At 69.5% G+C, this 16,445-nt stretch carries 18 protein-coding genes and 2 pseudogenes; 13 read left to right on the top strand and 7 right to left on the bottom strand.

The annotated features are described in order from the left end of the window. Positions 1 to 40: 40 nt before the first annotated feature. From J8403_RS00705 to narI, 4 genes are read left to right on the top strand one after another with little or no spacing between them, the layout of a single operon-like run. On the top strand, positions 41 to 3,769 hold the full coding sequence (locus J8403_RS00705; RefSeq protein ID WP_425519735.1) for a nitrate reductase subunit alpha: 3,729 nt from the start codon (positions 41 to 43) through the stop codon (positions 3,767 to 3,769). Position 3,770: 1 nt separating this feature from the next. Beyond that, positions 3,771 to 5,405: a nitrate reductase subunit beta gene (gene narH, locus J8403_RS00700; RefSeq protein WP_211121334.1), complete on the top strand. Its 1,635-nt coding sequence runs from the start codon at positions 3,771 to 3,773 to the stop codon at positions 5,403 to 5,405. Continuing rightward, positions 5,402 to 6,037: a nitrate reductase molybdenum cofactor assembly chaperone gene (narJ, locus tag J8403_RS00695; protein ID WP_211121333.1), complete on the top strand. Its 636-nt coding sequence runs from the start codon at positions 5,402 to 5,404 to the stop codon at positions 6,035 to 6,037. The genes narH and narJ overlap by 4 nt, the downstream gene beginning before the upstream one ends. Continuing rightward, positions 6,034 to 6,783: a respiratory nitrate reductase subunit gamma gene (gene narI, locus J8403_RS00690; protein ID WP_211121332.1), complete on the top strand. Its 750-nt coding sequence runs from the start codon at positions 6,034 to 6,036 to the stop codon at positions 6,781 to 6,783. Before narJ ends, narI begins: the two co-directional genes overlap by 4 nt. A 220-nt stretch (positions 6,784 to 7,003) precedes the next feature. On the opposite strand, the gene J8403_RS00685 is transcribed toward narI, so the two are convergent. Then, positions 7,004 to 7,621, bottom strand: coding sequence for an SDR family oxidoreductase (locus J8403_RS00685; RefSeq protein ID WP_246585617.1), 618 nt, complete (start codon positions 7,619 to 7,621; stop codon positions 7,004 to 7,006). Between the two features lie 16 nt (positions 7,622 to 7,637). Here J8403_RS00685 and J8403_RS00680 point away from each other — a divergent pair, with 16 nt between their 5' ends. Beyond that, on the top strand, positions 7,638 to 8,039 hold the full coding sequence (locus J8403_RS00680) for a methyltransferase domain-containing protein (protein WP_425519734.1): 402 nt from the start codon (positions 7,638 to 7,640) through the stop codon (positions 8,037 to 8,039). A gap of 481 nt (positions 8,040 to 8,520) precedes the next feature. On the opposite strand, the gene J8403_RS00675 is transcribed toward J8403_RS00680, so the two are convergent. Continuing rightward, a complete protein-coding gene (locus J8403_RS00675; RefSeq protein ID WP_211121331.1) occupies positions 8,521 to 9,321 on the bottom strand; it encodes a TetR/AcrR family transcriptional regulator in 801 nt (266 codons plus the stop codon). 151 nt (positions 9,322 to 9,472) lie between these two features. Here J8403_RS00675 and J8403_RS00670 point away from each other — a divergent pair, with 151 nt between their 5' ends. Next, positions 9,473 to 9,856, top strand: coding sequence for a VOC family protein (locus J8403_RS00670; protein WP_211128012.1), 384 nt, complete (start codon positions 9,473 to 9,475; stop codon positions 9,854 to 9,856). A 333-nt stretch (positions 9,857 to 10,189) separates the two neighbouring features. Here the strand turns inward: J8403_RS00670 and J8403_RS00665 are convergent, their stop codons facing one another. Both J8403_RS00665 and ku read right to left on the bottom strand, forming a co-directional pair. After that, entirely contained in the window at positions 10,190 to 10,474 is a 285-nt protein-coding gene (locus tag J8403_RS00665; RefSeq protein WP_211121330.1) for a hypothetical protein, read from the bottom strand. 80 nt (positions 10,475 to 10,554) lie between these two features. Continuing rightward, on the bottom strand, positions 10,555 to 11,448 hold the full coding sequence (gene ku / locus J8403_RS00660) for a non-homologous end joining protein Ku (RefSeq protein WP_211121329.1): 894 nt from the start codon (positions 11,446 to 11,448) through the stop codon (positions 10,555 to 10,557). 104 nt (positions 11,449 to 11,552) lie between these two features. Between ku and J8403_RS00655 the strand changes: the two genes are divergently transcribed. Together J8403_RS00655 and J8403_RS00650 are read left to right on the top strand one after the other, a co-directional pair. Then, positions 11,553 to 12,026, top strand: a complete 474-nt coding sequence (locus tag J8403_RS00655) for a DUF6233 domain-containing protein (RefSeq protein ID WP_246585615.1) — start codon at positions 11,553 to 11,555, stop codon at positions 12,024 to 12,026. 111 nt (positions 12,027 to 12,137) lie between these two features. Continuing rightward, a complete protein-coding gene (locus tag J8403_RS00650; RefSeq protein ID WP_211121328.1) occupies positions 12,138 to 12,491 on the top strand; it encodes a hypothetical protein in 354 nt (117 codons plus the stop codon). A gap of 25 nt (positions 12,492 to 12,516) precedes the next feature. On the opposite strand, the pseudogene J8403_RS44670 reads toward J8403_RS00650, so the two are convergent. Next, positions 12,517 to 12,564, bottom strand: a pseudogene (locus J8403_RS44670) (hypothetical protein); the annotation flags it as partial. 410 nt (positions 12,565 to 12,974) lie between these two features. Next, complete coding sequence (locus J8403_RS00640; protein WP_211121327.1) at positions 12,975 to 13,745, bottom strand: anti-sigma factor antagonist; 771 nt, start codon at positions 13,743 to 13,745, stop codon at positions 12,975 to 12,977. A 173-nt stretch (positions 13,746 to 13,918) separates the two neighbouring features. Between J8403_RS00640 and J8403_RS00635 the strand changes: the two genes are divergently transcribed. Together J8403_RS00635 and J8403_RS00630 are read left to right on the top strand one after the other, a co-directional pair. Beyond that, positions 13,919 to 14,263: a helix-turn-helix transcriptional regulator gene (locus J8403_RS00635; protein ID WP_211121326.1), complete on the top strand. Its 345-nt coding sequence runs from the start codon at positions 13,919 to 13,921 to the stop codon at positions 14,261 to 14,263. 82 nt (positions 14,264 to 14,345) lie between these two features. Further along, on the top strand, positions 14,346 to 14,555 hold the full coding sequence (locus J8403_RS00630) for an ATP dependent DNA ligase (protein WP_211128010.1): 210 nt from the start codon (positions 14,346 to 14,348) through the stop codon (positions 14,553 to 14,555). A 130-nt stretch (positions 14,556 to 14,685) separates the two neighbouring features. Here J8403_RS00630 and J8403_RS00625 read toward each other — a convergent pair. Then, positions 14,686 to 15,075 (bottom strand): annotated as a pseudogene (locus tag J8403_RS00625) (SDR family oxidoreductase); the annotation flags it as partial. Positions 15,076 to 15,419: 344 nt separating this feature from the next. Here J8403_RS00625 and J8403_RS44240 point away from each other — a divergent pair. From J8403_RS44240 to J8403_RS00615, 3 genes are all read left to right on the top strand, one after another. Then, entirely contained in the window at positions 15,420 to 15,548 is a 129-nt protein-coding gene (locus J8403_RS44240) for an LPFR motif small protein (protein ID WP_014057601.1), read from the top strand. Between the two features lie 343 nt (positions 15,549 to 15,891). Next, on the top strand, positions 15,892 to 16,047 hold the full coding sequence (locus J8403_RS00620; RefSeq protein ID WP_211121325.1) for a DUF6131 family protein: 156 nt from the start codon (positions 15,892 to 15,894) through the stop codon (positions 16,045 to 16,047). A 207-nt stretch (positions 16,048 to 16,254) separates the two neighbouring features. Continuing rightward, positions 16,255 to 16,431: a hypothetical protein gene (locus J8403_RS00615; protein WP_211121324.1), complete on the top strand. Its 177-nt coding sequence runs from the start codon at positions 16,255 to 16,257 to the stop codon at positions 16,429 to 16,431. Positions 16,432 to 16,445 lie beyond the last annotated feature (14 nt).

The following is a 16,445-nucleotide window of genomic DNA, read 5'->3' as shown; positions in this document are numbered from 1 at the left end:
GCCGACTGTTCGGCGGAGCCACAGCCGAAGGAGCTGGACCGTGGTGCGCCGCACAGCACGAGAAGGAGCCGAAACCGCCGCCTCGGCGGTGACGGAGAGACTGCTCGCGGTCGGGACCGCGCTCCGCCGCGTCCCGGTCACCCCCGACTTGCGGGCCGTCTACCGGACCGACCAGACCGTCGAGGACTCCCCCTACCGCGAACGCTGGGCGCACGACCGGGTGGTGCGCTCCACCCACGGCGTCAACTGCACCGGATCCTGCTCCTGGAAGGTCTATGTCAAGGACGGGCTGATCACCTGGGAGACCCAGCAGACCGACTACCCCTCGGTCGGCCCCGACCGCCCCGAGTACGAACCGCGGGGCTGCCCGCGCGGCGCCTCCTTCTCCTGGTACACCTATTCGCCCACCCGGGTGCGCCATCCCCTCGCCCGCGGCGTGCTGGTCGAGCTCTACCGGGAGGCCCGGGACCGGCTCGGCGACCCGGTGGCCGCCTGGGCCGAAATCACCGAGGACCCGGTCAAGCGGCGCCGCTACCAGTCCGCCCGCGGCAAGGGCGGGCTGGTGCGGATCGGCTGGGAGGAGGCCCTGGAGATCGCGGCCGCCGCCCATGTCCACACCCTGCGCGCCCACGGCCCGGACCGGATCGCCGGTTTCTCCCCCATCCCGGCCATGTCGATGGCCTCCCACGCCGTCGGCGCCCGCTTCATGGCGCTGATCGGCGCGCCCATGATCTCGTTCTACGACTGGTACGCGGATCTGCCGATCGCCTCCCCGCAGGTCTTCGGCGACCAGACCGACGTCCCCGAATCAGGGGACTGGTGGGACGCGGCGTATCTGATGCTGTGGGGATCGAACGTGCCGGTCACCCGCACCCCCGACGCCCACTGGATGGCCGAGGCCCGCTACCGGGGACAGAAGGTGGTGGTGGTCTCCCCGGACTACGCGGACGCCACCAAGTTCGCCGACGAATGGCTCCACCCCCACCCCGGCACCGACGGCGCGGTCGCCATGGCGATGGGACATGTCATCCTCAAGGAGTTCTTCGTCGAGCGCGAGGTCCCCTACTTCACCGACTACGTCGGGCGCTTCACCGACCTGCCCTTCCTGGTGGAACTGGCCGAACGCGACGGGCGCCGCTTCCCCGGCGCCTTCCTCACCGCCGCCGGCCTGGAGGACATCGAACCGGGCCTGGCCGCCCACGCCGACGAGGAGGCCCGGCGCTGGATGCCGGTGCTCTACGACGCGGACACCGACCGCCCCGTGGTCCCCAACGGCACCCTGGGCGACCGCTGGAGCAAGGGCGGCGAAGGCCGCTGGAACCTCGCCCTGGAAGGCATCACCCCCCGCCTCACCCTCCACCGCACCCCCGACGCGGCCACCGCCGAGGTCGAACTGCCCCGCTTCGACGAACCAGGCGCCTCCGTCCGGCGCACCGTCCCCGTACGACGGCTCGGCGAGCGGCTGGTCACCACCGTCTTCGACCTGCTCCTGGCCCAGTACGCGGTGGGCCGTCCCGGCCTCACCGGCCAGTGGCCCACCGGCTACGACGACGCCTCGGCACCGTCCACCCCGGCCTGGCAGGAGGCCATCACCTCGGTCCCGGCCGCGGCCGTGATCCGCGCGGCCCGCGAGTTCGCCGGCACCGCGGAGAAGACCAACGGCCGCTGCATGATCGTCATGGGCGCGGGCACCAACCACTGGTTCCACTCCGACACCATCTACCGCTCCTTCCTCACCCTGCTGCTGCTCACCGGCTGCCAGGGCGTCAACGGCGGCGGCTGGGCCCACTACGTCGGCCAGGAAAAGGTACGCCCGTACAGCGGCTGGCAGCAGCTGGCCACCGCAGCCGACTGGACGCGGCCGTCCCGGCAGATGGCGGGCACCCCGTACTGGTACCTCCACACCTCCCAGTGGCGCTACGAACGGTACGGCGCCGACGCGCTCGCCTCGCCCACCGGCCAGGGGCTGTTCACCGGCCGCCACACCGCCGACTTGGTCGCCCAGTCGATGCGGCTGGGCTGGATGCCCTCCTACCCCACCTTCTCCGCCAACCCCCTGGAGCTCGGCCGCCGGGTGAAGGAGAGCGGACGCCCGGCGGGGGAGTGGGTGGCCGAACAACTCGCCTCCGGTGGGCTGGAGTTCGCCTGCGAGAACCCCGACGCGCCCGAGAACTGGCCCCGCGTGCTCACCGTCTGGCGTGCCAACCTCATCGGCTCCTCCGCCAAGGGCAACGAGTACTTCCTGCGCCATCTCCTGGGCGCCCAGGACAACGCCACCGCCGAGGAGACCCCACCGGACCGCCGCCCCGCCGACCTCACCTGGCAGGACCAGACGCCCCGCGGAAAGCTGGACCTGCTGCTCGCGCTGGACTTCCGGATGACCTCCACCACCCTCTTCGCCGACCTCGTGCTCCCCGCCGCGACCTGGTACGAGAAGCACGACCTGTCCAGCACCGACATGCACCCGTATGTGCACGCCTTCTCCCCGGCCATCATCCCGCCCTGGCAGGCTCGCACCGACTTCGACATCTTCCACGGCCTCGCCCGCAAGCTCGGCGAACTCGCCGCCGGACGGCTGGACACCGCCCACGACCTGGTCGCCACCGCACTGATGCACGACACCCCCGGAGAGACGGCCCAGCCCGGCGGGACCGTCCCGGACTGGCGGGACGGCCGCACCCCCGCCGTACCGGGCGTGAACCTGCCGAACCTCGCCCTGGTGACCCGCGACTACACCGCCGTCGCCGACCGGCTGGCCGCCTTCGGCCCCCTCGCCCAACAGGTGGGCATGCAGGTCAAAGGCATCACCGTCACCCCGGACCCGGAATCCGCCTGGCTGGCCGAACGGTGCGGCACCGCCACCCGCGGCGCCGCGGCCGGCAGGCCGCTGCTCGACACCGACGCCAAGCTGTGCGAGGCCATCCTGGCCCTGTCGGGCACCACCAACGGGCGCATCGCCGCGGAGGGATTCGCCCGCCTCGCCGAGCGCTGCGGCCCCCGCTCGGGCCTCGCCGCACTGGGCGCCTCGGTGGCCGAACGCCGGGTGGTGTTCTCCGACACCCAGGCCCGCCCCGTCCAGGTCGGCGCCAGCTTCGAATGGTCCGGCAAGGAGGCCCCCGACCGCCGCTACGCGCCGTTCACCATCAACACCGAACACCGCAAGCCCTGGCACACCCTCACCGGCCGCCAGCACTTCTACCTCGACCACTCCTGGATGGCCGAACTCGGCGAACAACTCCCCATCTACCGGCCCCCGCTGGACCTCGCCGCCCTTGGCGAGGCCCCGCCCGGAGCCGACGGCGACGAGGGCCGCTCGGTCACCGTCCGCTACCTCACCCCGCACTCCAAGTGGTCCATCCACTCCGAGTACCAGGAAAACCTCATCATGCAGACCCTGGCCCGCGGCGGCCCGGTCATCTGGCTCAGCGTCCCCGACGCCCAGGCCATCGGCGTATCCGACAACGACTGGATCGAGGCCGTCAACGCCAACGGTGTCGTGGTCGCCCGCGCCGTGGTCTCCCACCGCATGCCCACCGGCACCGTGTTCATGTACCACGTGCAGGAACGGCTGGTGAACGTGCCCAAGTCCGAGGCCACCGGCCGCCGCGGCGGGGTGCACAACGCACTCACCAAGCTCCTCATCAAGCCCACCCACCTCATCGGCGGCTACGCCCAACTCTCCTTCGCCCCCAACTACTACGGCCCCACCGGCAACCAGCGGGACGCGGTCACCGTCATCCGGCGCCGCTCCCAGAACGTGGAGTACTGACATGCCGCGCCAACGGCCGCGCAGCCCCCGGGTGATGGCCCAGATCGCCATGGTCATGAACCTCGACAAGTGCATCGGCTGCCACACCTGCTCGGTCACCTGCAAACAGACCTGGACCAACCGCTCGGGCACCGAATACGTCTGGTTCAACAACGTGGAAACCCGCCCCGGCCGGGGCTACCCCCGCGGTTACGAGGACCAGGACACCTGGAAGGGCGGCTGGCACCTCAAAGGCGGCAGGCTGGTGCCCCGCACCGGCGGCCGCGCCCGCCGCCTCGCCCGGCTGTTCGCCAACCCCGAACTGCCCCGGCTGGACGACTACTACCAGCCCTGGACGTACGACTACGACACCCTCACCACCGCCCCGCTCGGCGACGACGTGCCCACCGCCCCGCCCCGCTCCCTCATCGACGGCCGCCCCACCTCCGTCACCTGGGGCCCCAACTGGGACGATGACCTCGGCGGCGGCCCCGAGCACATCGCCGGCGACCCGGTCCTGGCCAAGATGAGCGAAAAGGTCCGGCTGGAGTACGAACAAGCCTTCATGTTCTACCTGCCGCGCATCTGCGAGCATTGCCTCAACCCCTCCTGCGTCGCCGTCTGCCCCTCCGGCGCGATGTACAAGCGGATCGAGGACGGCATCGTCCTGGTCGACCAGGACCGCTGCCGCGGCTGGCGCATGTGCGTCAGTGGCTGCCCCTACAAGAAGGTCTACTTCAACCACCGCAGCGGCAAGGCCGAGAAGTGCACCCTGTGCTATCCGCGCATCGAGGCCGGGGAACCCACCGTGTGCTCCGAGACCTGCGTGGGACGGCTGCGCTACCTCGGCGTCATGCTCTACGACCCCGACAAGGTCGGCGAGGCCGCCGCCATCCCCGACGAGAAGGACCTCTACCAGGCCCAGCTCGGCTGCTTCCTCGACCCCGAGGACCCCGCCGTGGCCCGCGCCGCCGCCGACTGCGGCATCCCGAACGACTGGATCGAAGCCGCCCGGCGCTCCCCGGTGCACGCCCTCATCACCCGGTACCGGGTGGCGCTGCCGCTGCACCCCGAATACCGCACCATGCCCATGGTCTGGTACGTCCCCCCGCTCTCTCCGATGGTGGACGCGCTCACCGCCACCGGCCACGACGGCGAGGACCCCGTCAACCTCTTCGGCGCCATCGACAGCCTGCGCATCCCCCTGGGCTACCTCGCCGAACTCTTCACCGCCGGGGACCCGGAACCGGTCGAGGCCGCCTTGTGCCGGCTGGCCGCCATGCGCAGCCATTTGCGCCGGATCAACCTCGGCGAGGAACGCGACCCCGCCATCGCGGCGGCCGTCGGCCTGGACCAGGACGGCATCGAGGCCATGTACCGGCTGCTCGCCCTCGCCAAGTACGAGGAGCGCTACGTCATCCCCACCAGCTACACCGCCGGGCCCGGCGGTGACACCCCCATGGATTCCTGCAGCCTCGACGGCGATGGGCTGCCCGGGATGATGCCGTACGACGACACCGACGCCTTCCACGCGCCCCCCGCCCCCCAACCCGCCGGGACCGCCTCCGGCCTCGCCGGCCGGGTCAACCTGCTGGGCTGGAACGGCCGCGGCCGCCCCGCCGGACTGTTCCCGAGGCGCAAGGGGGACACGCGGTGAACGCGGCCACTCCCGCGGCGCACCAAGCCGCCGCCCTCCTCCTCGGCTACCCCGGACCCGACTGGCCCGCCCGCCACGCCCTGGTACGCGAGTGCCTCACCGAACTCGCCACCCCCGCCGCGGCGCCCCTGCTGCGATTCTGCGCCGCCGTCGACGGCGTCCCGGTGCTCGACCTGGCCTCCGCCTATGTCCGCACCTTCGACCGCAGCCGCCGCCGGACCCTGCACCTCACCTACTACACCGACGGCGACACCCGCCGCCGCGGGGGCACCCTCGCCGCCCTCAAAGCCCACTACCGCGCCCACGGATGGGCGCCCCCCGAGGACGAACTCCCCGACCACCTGCCGCTGCTGCTGGAGTTCGCCGCCCGCTGCCCGGCCCCGGGCAAACGGCTGCTGTGCGACCACCGCGCCGCCCTGGAACTGCTGCGGATGGCCCTCACCGACCACGGCAGTCCGTACGCCGACGTGCTGCGCGCCGTCTGCGAAACCCTGCCCGGACCCTCGCCCGCCGACCGTGCCGCGGCCCTGGCGCTCGTCCGCGGTGGACCGCCCACCGAAACCGTGGGCCTGGCCCCTTTCGCCGCGGCCATCCCCGCGGCCACCCCCCTCGCCGAAGGAACCGGCCGATGAACCACCTGAACACCGCCCTGTGGGGCGTCCTTCCCTACCTCGTGCTCGTCCTGTTCACCGCCGGCGCCGCCTGGCGCTACCACTACGACCGCTTCGGCTTCACCACCCGCTCCAGCCAGCTCCACGAGCACCGTCTGCTCGGCATCGGCGGGCCCCTCTTCCACTACGGCCTGCTCTTCGTGCTCGCCGGGCACGTCGTGGGCCTGCTCATCCCCGAAGCACTCACCGAACGGCTGCGCGTCAGCGAGTCCCTGTATCACGCCAACGCCCTGCTCGTCGGGGGCACCGCGGGACTGGCCACCGTCACCGGCCTCGGCATCCTGCTCTACCGACGGCTGCGCGTCCCCGCCGTACGCGCCGCCACCAGCCGCGGCGACCGCGCCGTCTACCCGCTGCTCGCCGCCGTCCTGCTCGCCGGGCTGACCGCCACCGCCACCGGCGCCGACCCCCACGCCTACGACTACCGGCAGGGCGTCTCCATCTGGTTCCGCAGCCTGTTCGCCCTCGACCCCGACGTACCCGCCATGGCCCACGCCCCCCTGGCCTACCGGCTCCACGCCCTGCTGGCGATGGCCCTGTTCGCCCTGTGGCCCTTCAGCCGCCTCGTCCACGCCTTCACCGTCCCCCTCGGCTACCTCACCAGGCCCTACGTCGTCTACCGCTCCCGCACCCCCGCCCGCCCCCAGCCACACCCCGCGCTCACCGGCCCCCCGGCCCCCCGGCGGCAGCGGCGGCAGCGGCCCTGAGGCGGTGACGCCCGGAGGAACTGTCGGGCTCGTGGCGAGCGGCTGAGGCCGGGGCGCAAGCGCCTGGCGGCTGTGCAGGGCGGTGCGGGCGAGGCCGAGTGTCCCGAGTGCGGGGCCCGCTGGGCGACCGGCCTGGTCTGGCGCTCGGACGCCGTCTGCCTGCTGGACATCCCCACCCACAAGACCGGCGGCGTAGCCCACGTCGTCTCCGAAGCCGCGGCTACCTGGTTTTCCTTGCGCCGCCGTTGACGTTGAGGACTTGCCCCCTGATGTGGCGGGCGGCAGGCGAGGCGCGGAAGGCGACCGCTCCCGCGACGTCGGCCGGGGTTCCGGGACGACCCGTGGAGGTGGCGGCGATCAGGCTGGTGCGGCGTTTGTCGGAGGGCTGGTCGCGGAAGCACTCGGTGTCGGTGATGTAGCCGGGCGCGACCACGTTGGCGGTGATGTCCCGAGGCTCGAGGGCGTCGGCAGGGCTCAGGTCCCAGGTGGCGAGGCCCGCCTTGGATGCTCCGTAGGAGTCGGCTCCCTGGTCGGCCGCTATGGAACCGATGTGTATGACCGCACCGCCCGGGGCGAGGCGGTCGTTGAGGACCCGGGCCGTGAGGGCGGCACTGATGAGGTTCGCGTCGAGATTGGCGCGGAAGTCGCGGGCGAAGGCGGCGAGATCGGTCTTGCCGTCAGCATCGAAAGGGTCGTCATGGCAAACGAGCCCACCACGCCGAAGAGCATGAGCTACCTGACGGACGGCGCCTCCACGTACCCCGTGCAGGACATCGCTGCGGCCTGGGAGCGTGAGCGGCCCGGCACGCCCGTTACGTCGATCGGGATCGTCACGCACTCCTGACACGCTCCCCGTGACCTTCACCGTCGCCGACGCGGTGACCGGCCTCCCCGACGGTCCCTACGACGCCATCAGCTGTGTCGCCACGATCCACCACCTGCCTTTCGCCCAGGTGCTCACCTGGTTCCGCCGCCGTCTGGCGCCGGGAGGGACCGTGGTGGTCGTCGGCTTGTACCGTGCCCAGGCTCCTGTGGACCATATGCTGGCGGCCCTCGCCAGTCCGGCCAATGCCGTCGTGGGGTGGTTGAAGAACAGGGGCCGCCCCGCGCCCCGACCGGTCTCCATGACGGCCCGTACCCGGCCGGCGGACATGGCCTTCGGCGAAATCGCTCGGGAAGCAGGTGAGATCCTTCCCGGGGCGCGGGTGCGGCGCCGGTTGTTCTGGCGGTACACCCTTGTGTGGCGGCGGCGGTGAACGGCCTCAGGCCCGCGCGAGAGGAGCCGCCCGGTGTGAGTACCCCCCACCGGGCACGGGGCCACTGCGGACCGTAGGGGGTTCTGGCGGTCCGGACTCCAGCGGGCGTTCCGGACGAGGTGCGCGACCGGGGGGCGCGCCTCTCGCGACCGCGAGGCAATGGGCCGCCGCGCGGAGCGGCAGGCGGTGAGGGCGCCGTTCCCTCAGAGCCGGCCTGAGGCCGCGGTCGGCATCCGCGTGGTTCGCGACCCGTATTGCGATTGGCTGCCTGGTCGGCCTTGTCCGGGATGGTGCAGCGGATTCCGCGTCGTCGCAGGTAGGCGCGGTTCCTACAGCTGCCGTCTGGTCCATATCGATGGACGCCCCGGCTTCTTGCCCTTGGGTAACAAGCACTCCAGGCGGGCCCACTGCGCATCCGTCAGATCTCCACGTGTCACAAGGCAAGATCATCTCACCTTAAGATCCACTTCCGAAGCACGCCCTAACGGTCCTTGGTCTGGGTTCGGGGCTCGGTCTTCTCGATGAGTGCGGCGAAGCCTTCGAGTACGCAGCGCAGCCCGAAGTCGAAGGCGTGGTCGGGGTTGTAGGCGCCCTGGTGGGCCGCGCCGGCCGCGCTGCCGACGCGGGTGGCGAGGGGGTAGCGGGCGGGGTCGAAAACACGGGCCAGGAGGGGAGCGTTGGCGGACCACCACTGCTCGTCTGACATGGCGCTGTCGCCGTAGGCGGCTTGGGTGTCGGATGCCGTGCGGGCCGTGGACTGGACGAAGGCGAGGAGATGGGTGAGCGCGGCGTCCCTCTCGATGTCGTCGAGCTCGGTTCCCTCGAAGGCGCCCAGTTCGTGCTCGTACTTGCCCATCAGGCCGGGCCCGAGGGCAGGGCGAGTGGTGGGCAGGGTGGCGACCCAGGGGTGTTGTTGGAACAGGACCCGGTTCTCGTGGGCGACGGTCGTGACACGGGTGCACCAGGAGGTGTCCGGGAGATGCTCGGTGCGGGGCATCTCCTGGTAGACGGTGTCGAGCATGAGGTCCAGGAGCTCAGCCTTGCCCGGGACATAGGTGTAGAGCGTCATCGGGGTCACGCCGAGTTCCTGGGCGAGGTGACGCATGGTGAGCGTGTCCAGGCTGTCGCGGTCGGCGAGCTCGATAGCGGTCTGTACGACGGTGTCGATGCTGAGCTGCTGCTTCGGCCCGCGTCTGGAGACGTTGTGTCCTGCCTCGCGCCACAGCAGTTCGAGTGTGCGTGCCGGGTCGCCTGCGCCGGTGCGGTCCTTCGCTTTAACCATGGCTCACATTCTCTCGCGGACTCTTGCGCGCAACTCGGGTCGGGACCTGGGATTCTAACTCCATACGCTGTATAGAGTACTATGTATAGAGTCACTCGATGTGATCGGCTCGCTGCCGGACTCATCGGCCCGCCCACCCCTGGAGCAGGACGTGCAGATCACCGCCACCGCCATATCCCTGAACGTCGACGATGTCGCCGCCTCCGCCCAGTTCCTCACCAAGCACTTCGCCTTCCACGAGGCTGCCGCTGCGGACGGCTTCTCCTCCCTCCTCCGCGAGGACGCAGCCAACGTGATCTTTCTGCGGCGCGGGAGCGAGGTCCTGCCCGAAGGCTTCCGGGACCAGCACGCTGCCGGGCTCATCGTGGCCTTCACCGTGACCGATCTGGAGGCCGAGTACGAGCGGCTGCAGAACGAGCAGGTTGCCATCACCATGCCGCTGCGAGAAGAGCCGTGGGGGGAGCGTCTCTTCCAGGTGACCGACCCGAACGGCGTGATCATCCAGCTGGTCGACTGGGCCACCCCGACCCAGTGAACGGTGTGGACGCGAAGTTGCCGGTCACGGCCCCGCCGTGACCGGCAGCCAGCGGGAGATTTGGACTCTGGTGCGTACGAGGAGGGCCCGCAGTACCCCGGTCGCATGACGAGGGCGCGATGGGGAGCCTGGCGGGGATCCGCCAGTGCTTCAGGTCGGCGGAGCCGTGTTCGTTCGCCGCGCGTTCGCGGGCCACCGGCCCGTTCGCCCCATCTGCGAGGCGGCGAGGCGGCGTTCGCGGGCGGCCCGGTGACCGGTGATGACGACGGGAGTGCCGGGCCCCTCGTCGCGGCCATCAACGAGTGGCTGTGGCCAGCACATTCGATACACGCCCTAGGGGGCGCCCGCCATCTGCCGCTGCCGCTCGCCGTCGGTGTGTGCCTTGCCCATCAGCGAGCCTTCTTCCTGCTCGTAATGGGACAGGGCGAGGCCGAGGCAGAAGAACGTGGGCGCCCACTCTCCGACGAAGATGCCCCACCGGTCGGCGCGGTCGAGGCCGGTTCCGGGTTCGGCGCGGAGGGAGGTGGCCCAGGTGAAGACCGACAGGCCGATGGAGGCGACGGCGGCGGTGTAGGCGTGCTCCGAGCGCAGGCCGATGTCGTGCAGCTTCTTGATCATGGCGGTACTCCTTGGGGAGGGTCCCCCCCCTCAGGTCCACCCTCGTATGCCCATGCTTCGGCGAGTGACGCAGGAAGGGGTCAGGACGCGGGCCGCTTTGTCGCCGGAGCCTTTTTGGCGGTCTTCTTTGTCGCCTTCTTGGCGGGGGCCTTCTTCTTGGGCCGCATCTCCCGGACCTCGCCTTCGCCCGCTCCCTCGCCGCGGGCCTGCTTGGCGGCCCGCACGCTGTCCTGGAGGGCGGACATCAGATCCACGACCTTGGCCCTGGGTTCGGCCGGCGCCTCCATATGGGGTGGCTCGGCGCCTTCGGCTTTGGCTCGGATGATCGCTTCCATCGCTTCGCGGTACTGGTCCTTGTACTGGCTGATGTCGGTGGGCCCGATGGCGTCCATCAGAGCCATGGCTTCGTCGACCTCGGAGTCGGAGACCTCGACACCACTGGGCGCGATGCCGTCGGCCGATCGGATTTCGTCGTCCCAGTGCATGACCTGGAGGACGATCGCGTCGCCGACGACCCTGAGCGCGCCGAGGCGCTCGCGCCCGTGGAAGGCGAACTTCGCCACGGCCACCTTGTCGCTCCTTTTGAGCGCCTCGCGCAGCAGTACATACGGTTTGGTGGCCACGACCCCGTCTCGCTCGAGGTAGTAGGGCTTGCCATAGCGGATGGCGTCGAGCCGCTCCTCGGGCACGAAGGCCTGCACATCGATCGCCTTCGCGGTCGGCAGGGGCAGCTGGTCGAGGTCTTCGTCGCTGATGGGGACGAGCTGGTCGCGCGAGACCTCGTAGGCGCGGCCGATCTCGTCCGGGGCGAGTTCGCGGTCTTCGATCTCGCAGACCTTGCGGTTTCGGACGAGGCCGTGGTCGGGCATGTGGATCTGCCGGAACCGGATCGAATGATCTTCCGTTGCCGAATACATCTTGATCGGAATCGTCACCAAGCCGAAGCTGACCGCTCCGCTCCATACGGGGCGCATGGCTACCTCCACAGGCACCCCCCTGGGGTTTCCCAGCGTATGCGAGGTGTGGCGGTGATGCCCTGGGGCAGGCCGCATCCCTGTATTCGAACTAGAATCGAACGGTGAGTGTTGAGGAGGAGTGGCGGTCGAAGGCCGGGCCGTGGGCCAGGGCGACGATGCCGGACGGTCAGAAACTGGACGTCGTGGTCACTGCCCGCCATCGATCAAGGGACGGCCGCTGGTGGTATGAGTGCGAGGCCATCCTCCCCGCGCGGCACGAAGCGGCTGATGGCGCCACGAAGATGATGGGCGCCCCGACCCCGATCAGCGTCGAGTCCGAGCGGATCGCCGAAATCCCGGGCGAGGACTACTCGCTCGTGTCGACGGACGGGGCGATCGCGGGTCGCCAGTGGGCGATTGAGCGGCTCCATCAGTACACCGAAGATGCCCCCTCCCGGCGCCTTCACCGCCGCGACTGCTGGCAGGTCCGCAACGAGCACACACTCATTCCCACCCGCGAAGCGGTCGAGAGTCAGGCCCATCCGGACATCGCGACATGCGACGTCTGCCGCCCGGACAAGGCGCTGCCACGCTAAGTGGTCGGCTCCGGAAGTCCTTCGGGGGTTGACCCCGGACGGCGCGTCTGTCGAGTGTCGCCGAACTCCTGGCTGGCACAGCCGTTGACGAGGGCTGCTACCGCCATCCGGATGGCCACCGCCATCACCGACCGCCTGGCTGGCCGCGGGCTCGACGTCATCACTCCCGCGCCAGCGGACCGCGCGTTCGTCCACCAGGTCATCTTCAACGGACGCACCCGGAGGCGTGCGTCAAACCAAACGGTTTGGGCGTTGGTCTCAGTCCGGGCGAGGGAACATGCGCTCGACGGCGGTCACCAGTGCGGCGCGGCGGGCGGTGATAGAGGGGTCCACGGCCTGGTCTGCGGCAGCGGCGGCGATTTCGGGCTGGCCTGCCCAGGTCATGGCGATCTGGTTGATCAGGGCGAGGACGTCGACGCCGTCGAGTCCGGTGGTCGACGAGCTGCAGGACGGCCACCGCTGTGAACATCTTGGGCACCGACGCCACGCGGAAGCGCGTGTCGCGCGTGTTCGGTATGGACCATCGCCGTGACGCCATCCCGAACGCGCGGGTGGATACCGGCTCCCCGTGCCGCGTGACGCGGACCGTGCCGGAGAACCCTTTCCCTCCTGCCGCTCGGGATCCCTCCTGCCGCTCGGGAAACGGCCTCCTCCAGGCGAGCTGGATCGAAGCAGTCAGCCCTCGTCACGATCGTCACCGCAGCCCCCTCGCAGCGAAAAGTTCACCAGCCATCGGTGATGATCGTCAGCAGCCGCCCGCGGGCAACCGCTTTACCCTGACCGCCTCGCCGAACTGGACACTCGCCTTGGGCGTCGCTTATGAGAGCTGGAGCGACACGACCAGCGGCGGCCGGCTTCGGCTGCGTCGCGCGACGCGTCGGGAGGTGATGGTGTTCCGGACGTTGCCTATGCCGAGGAAGAGGTTTCAGTGGGATTTGGGCGTGCTGTCTACTGGGCCGGGGTACCGTGTGCTCGTACCGCAGCAGCCAGGTGATCGGCGAGGGGTTCGGGCAGGGCTTGGCCGTTGAAGGTCTGCATGAGTGCGTCGGCGATCAGGCGCACTTTGATGTTGCTGTGCTGGGAGGCGGTCACCAGTACCTGCCAGGACTGCTGGCTGGTCAGCTGGAACGATGCCATGAGGATGCCGCGAGCCATATCGATCGTTGGCCGGGTCTGCATGGCCCGACGCAGTTGGGTGTTCTCGACCGCTTGATCGTCGCCGGATGATTTTGCTATCCGTGGCAGCCGTTCCGGGGACGGCGTGTGCTGTATGGCTGCGACGACATCTTCCTCACTGGCGCAATCGGGCGGATCTCCCGTCTCGGCGTACGTGGGATGGGGTGAGGAGGCCAGATGTTCGGCCGTCCCCTCCTCTCCGGCGGTGAAGAGTGGAAGGGTGCTGGTCAGGGCGAGCAGGCGGGCCACGGCCGGGCTGGTGGCACACAGGATGAAGCTCTTGGATGCCTGGAGGGCGCGGTGGCGCACGCGCAGCAGAACGTTGAGGGCGGAGCAGTCGCAGAACTCGACTCCTGCGAGATCCAGTTCCAGGCCGCCCACAGCGTGGTCCAGTGCATCGCTCAGCGTCTGCTGCAGTACCTGACCGCTCTCCAGGTCGAACTCGCCGGACGCTGTCACGATGAGCCGGTCGCCGACCGCGTCGACATGCAGTGTCACGGGCACCGGCGGCTGCATTTCCTGTAGAGCGGTGACGCACTCCATGCAGGGCCCCTCGTCTCGGGCAAGGGTCGTCGTTTGATGGGACATGGGGGCTCCCGGTGCATACCGTCGTCTCTGTGCTCCCAGGATCACCATAACTCTGGTTCACGTCAACCATTACATGAAATGTAGTTCCTGTTTTTGAATGCGCGAATCAGATGCCGTATCGTGGGGAGGTGAACCGAACACCGGAACCGCATGCAGGCTGGACGTTCTTGACCAACCATGCCCGGGTACTGATCGCGATCTTTGAAGATCACACGATCCGTGTCCGCGACATGGCGGCTCGCTGCCAGCTCACTGAACGCGCCGTGCAGAAGATCATCGCCGACCTCGAAGAGGGCGGATACCTCACCCACGTCCGGCAGGGCCGGTCGAATGTCTACCGCATCGCGCCCGACACGTCTCTGCGTCATCCGGCAGATGTCGGCGCCACTGTCGCAGACCTGCTGTCACTCCTGGCGCACCAGGAGGCCGGGCACGTAACCACCCTCGCCGCCGAGTCGCATGAGGGGCGCTGACCCGGCACTGGCGGCCATTCGCCGTTGTCACGACGAAGGCGTGCACGAGGGAACCTCTCGCAGGATCCGGGGCGGGTGACGGCTGCGTCGCCGGGGCTCGCCACCACGGCATGACGCGTGCGCATCCCGCGCAGGGGAGCGGAGCAGGTGGCGTTCGACTGAGGCGGTTCGGCCCGAACCGGTCGCCGAGATCGCCCTCACCGAGTGGACCCGCGACGGACGCCTGCGCCACCCCCGCTACCAGGGGCGGAGGGGGCACAAGTCGGCCCGCGACGCCGCCGTGCGCGAGTGATCGGGGCACTCACGTCCGTGCGGCCGGTGAATGCCGAGCGTGAGCGGGAAAACGGCCGCATGGGCATCGGGCCCTCCAAGCCGAGGAGGGGCTGGGCGAGGGAATGACCGGGCCAGGGCGGACGATGCCAGGGCAGGGATGTGCCGTCGGTGGCGTTGAGGATCTCGGCGGTGACATAGCTGGCCTGCTGTGAGGCAAGGAAGACGTACGCGGGTGCCATCTCGGCGGGCTGGGCCGGGTGCCGAGGAGGGCTTCGCTCGCCGAACCTCGAGGTGCCGGGCAAGGTGGCGGGGACCAGAGGTGTTCACACGGGGCCCGGGGCCACGGCGTTCACACGGATGCCGCGCTCCGCCAGGTTCCCCGCGAGGCCCCGGGTGAAGGTCACGATGGCGCCCTTGGTCGTTGCCGTGCGCATCGCGCGGTCGAAGTGCTCGGTGGTGATGTCTTCCAGACCCTGGGACTGTGCCATCTGGAAGGCGGCATTGGTGACGAGGCTGTCGATCGAGGCGTAGGCAGATAAGAGAAACCGAATACCCTGGGTGCCCGATGGCGGCACGCACAAACCATCCGCCATGGAGCCAAAGGCCTCCCTTCCGGCCTGGCGGGGCTTGACGATCTCCGGTCCGGATCGGTAGCCGACCAGTTCGCGCGTACCGTAGCGAAACTGGGCCAAGACATTTCGACACCAGATCCCTGAATCGGGTGTCGCCATAGCGGGTCAGCGGCTGTCCGCCACATCTGTTCGAAGCGCCCGGCGAGACACAGTTTCCTCACCTGATGATCGGGAACGCGCTTGATGAGCGGCCATACCGCGGCAGTTGCCACCAGGGCTTCGCCACGGCGGCCCAATGGAGGTTCGTACTTATGTTCAGGGCGATTGCAGATGTCATCCGGGCCATCGGTGGGGCCATCGCCACCGTCGTCACGTTGCCTTTCCGGGCTGTGGCTCGGCTCTTCGGCGGAGCATCGGACACCGCGCACGGCCGTCACTGAACCCGCACGCAATTGTCGCCAGCCGTACCTGGCCGTGAGGAGGTCATCGGCGTTGCCGATAAAAGCCGGACGCGGCGCGATGGGCGGAAAACGCGGCTTTTTGGACGGTCGGCATTGTCACGATTACCCCGCTGGGGAGCGTGGTGCCTCCGGGGCCCATGAGACGCATCAGCGAGTAGTGCCAGGCGATTTCTTGGAATGCCCGGACCCTCGGAAAGTGGGCGCAGTGGGGGAGTTTCCGTCAGGGAGTTTCTGTCAGGGAGTGGGGCCCGGCCCGTTGGCCGTGAGGCTGCTCGGGGGGCAATAGTGGAAGTGGGGCATCCCTGAAGCAGTGGAGGGTTCCATGATCACCTTGGGGATAATTCTCCTCGTCGTCGGATTTGTGACCGGCATCAGCGTTCTCTGGACCATTGGGATCATCCTCCTTGTCATCGGAGCGATCCTGTGGGCCTTGGGTGCCCTCGGCCACGCGATCGGCGGTCGTCGACACTACTGGTAGAGCCGTCGCTGCAGGCTGGCTCTACGTGTGGACTGGCCGTCGTAGGCTCGTCGAACGGGACTGGGAAAGCCCGATACGACCGGCGGTCACCGATGCTGGTCGCCGGTCGGGGTGGCCGACGGCTTCTCGGTCCGAGCGGACGCGGACCGCGTGGCCGACGGCTCTTCTGCCCGCGTGGACGCGGACGGCTGCGAAGGCTTCGGGCCCGTGTCCTCTTTCGCTTTCTCCGGAGCGCACGCGCACGCCACCAGCGCCACGCAGGCCGGTACCGCCACGCTCACCATCGTCCGCGCTCTCACCACCCCTCCGGTCGCGGCCTCGATGACCGAGGGGCGGCTTGCGCCGCTCAGGGCGCACGTGGTCATCTCGGAAGAACCTCCGTGACGTCATTGCGGTGC

This window comes from Streptomyces yatensis (assembly GCF_018069625.1).
Lineage (GTDB): Bacteria > Actinomycetota > Actinomycetes > Streptomycetales > Streptomycetaceae > Streptomyces > Streptomyces yatensis.
The sequence above is the reverse complement of the archived record's forward strand: the minus strand, read 5'-3'. Positions and strand labels throughout refer to the sequence as shown.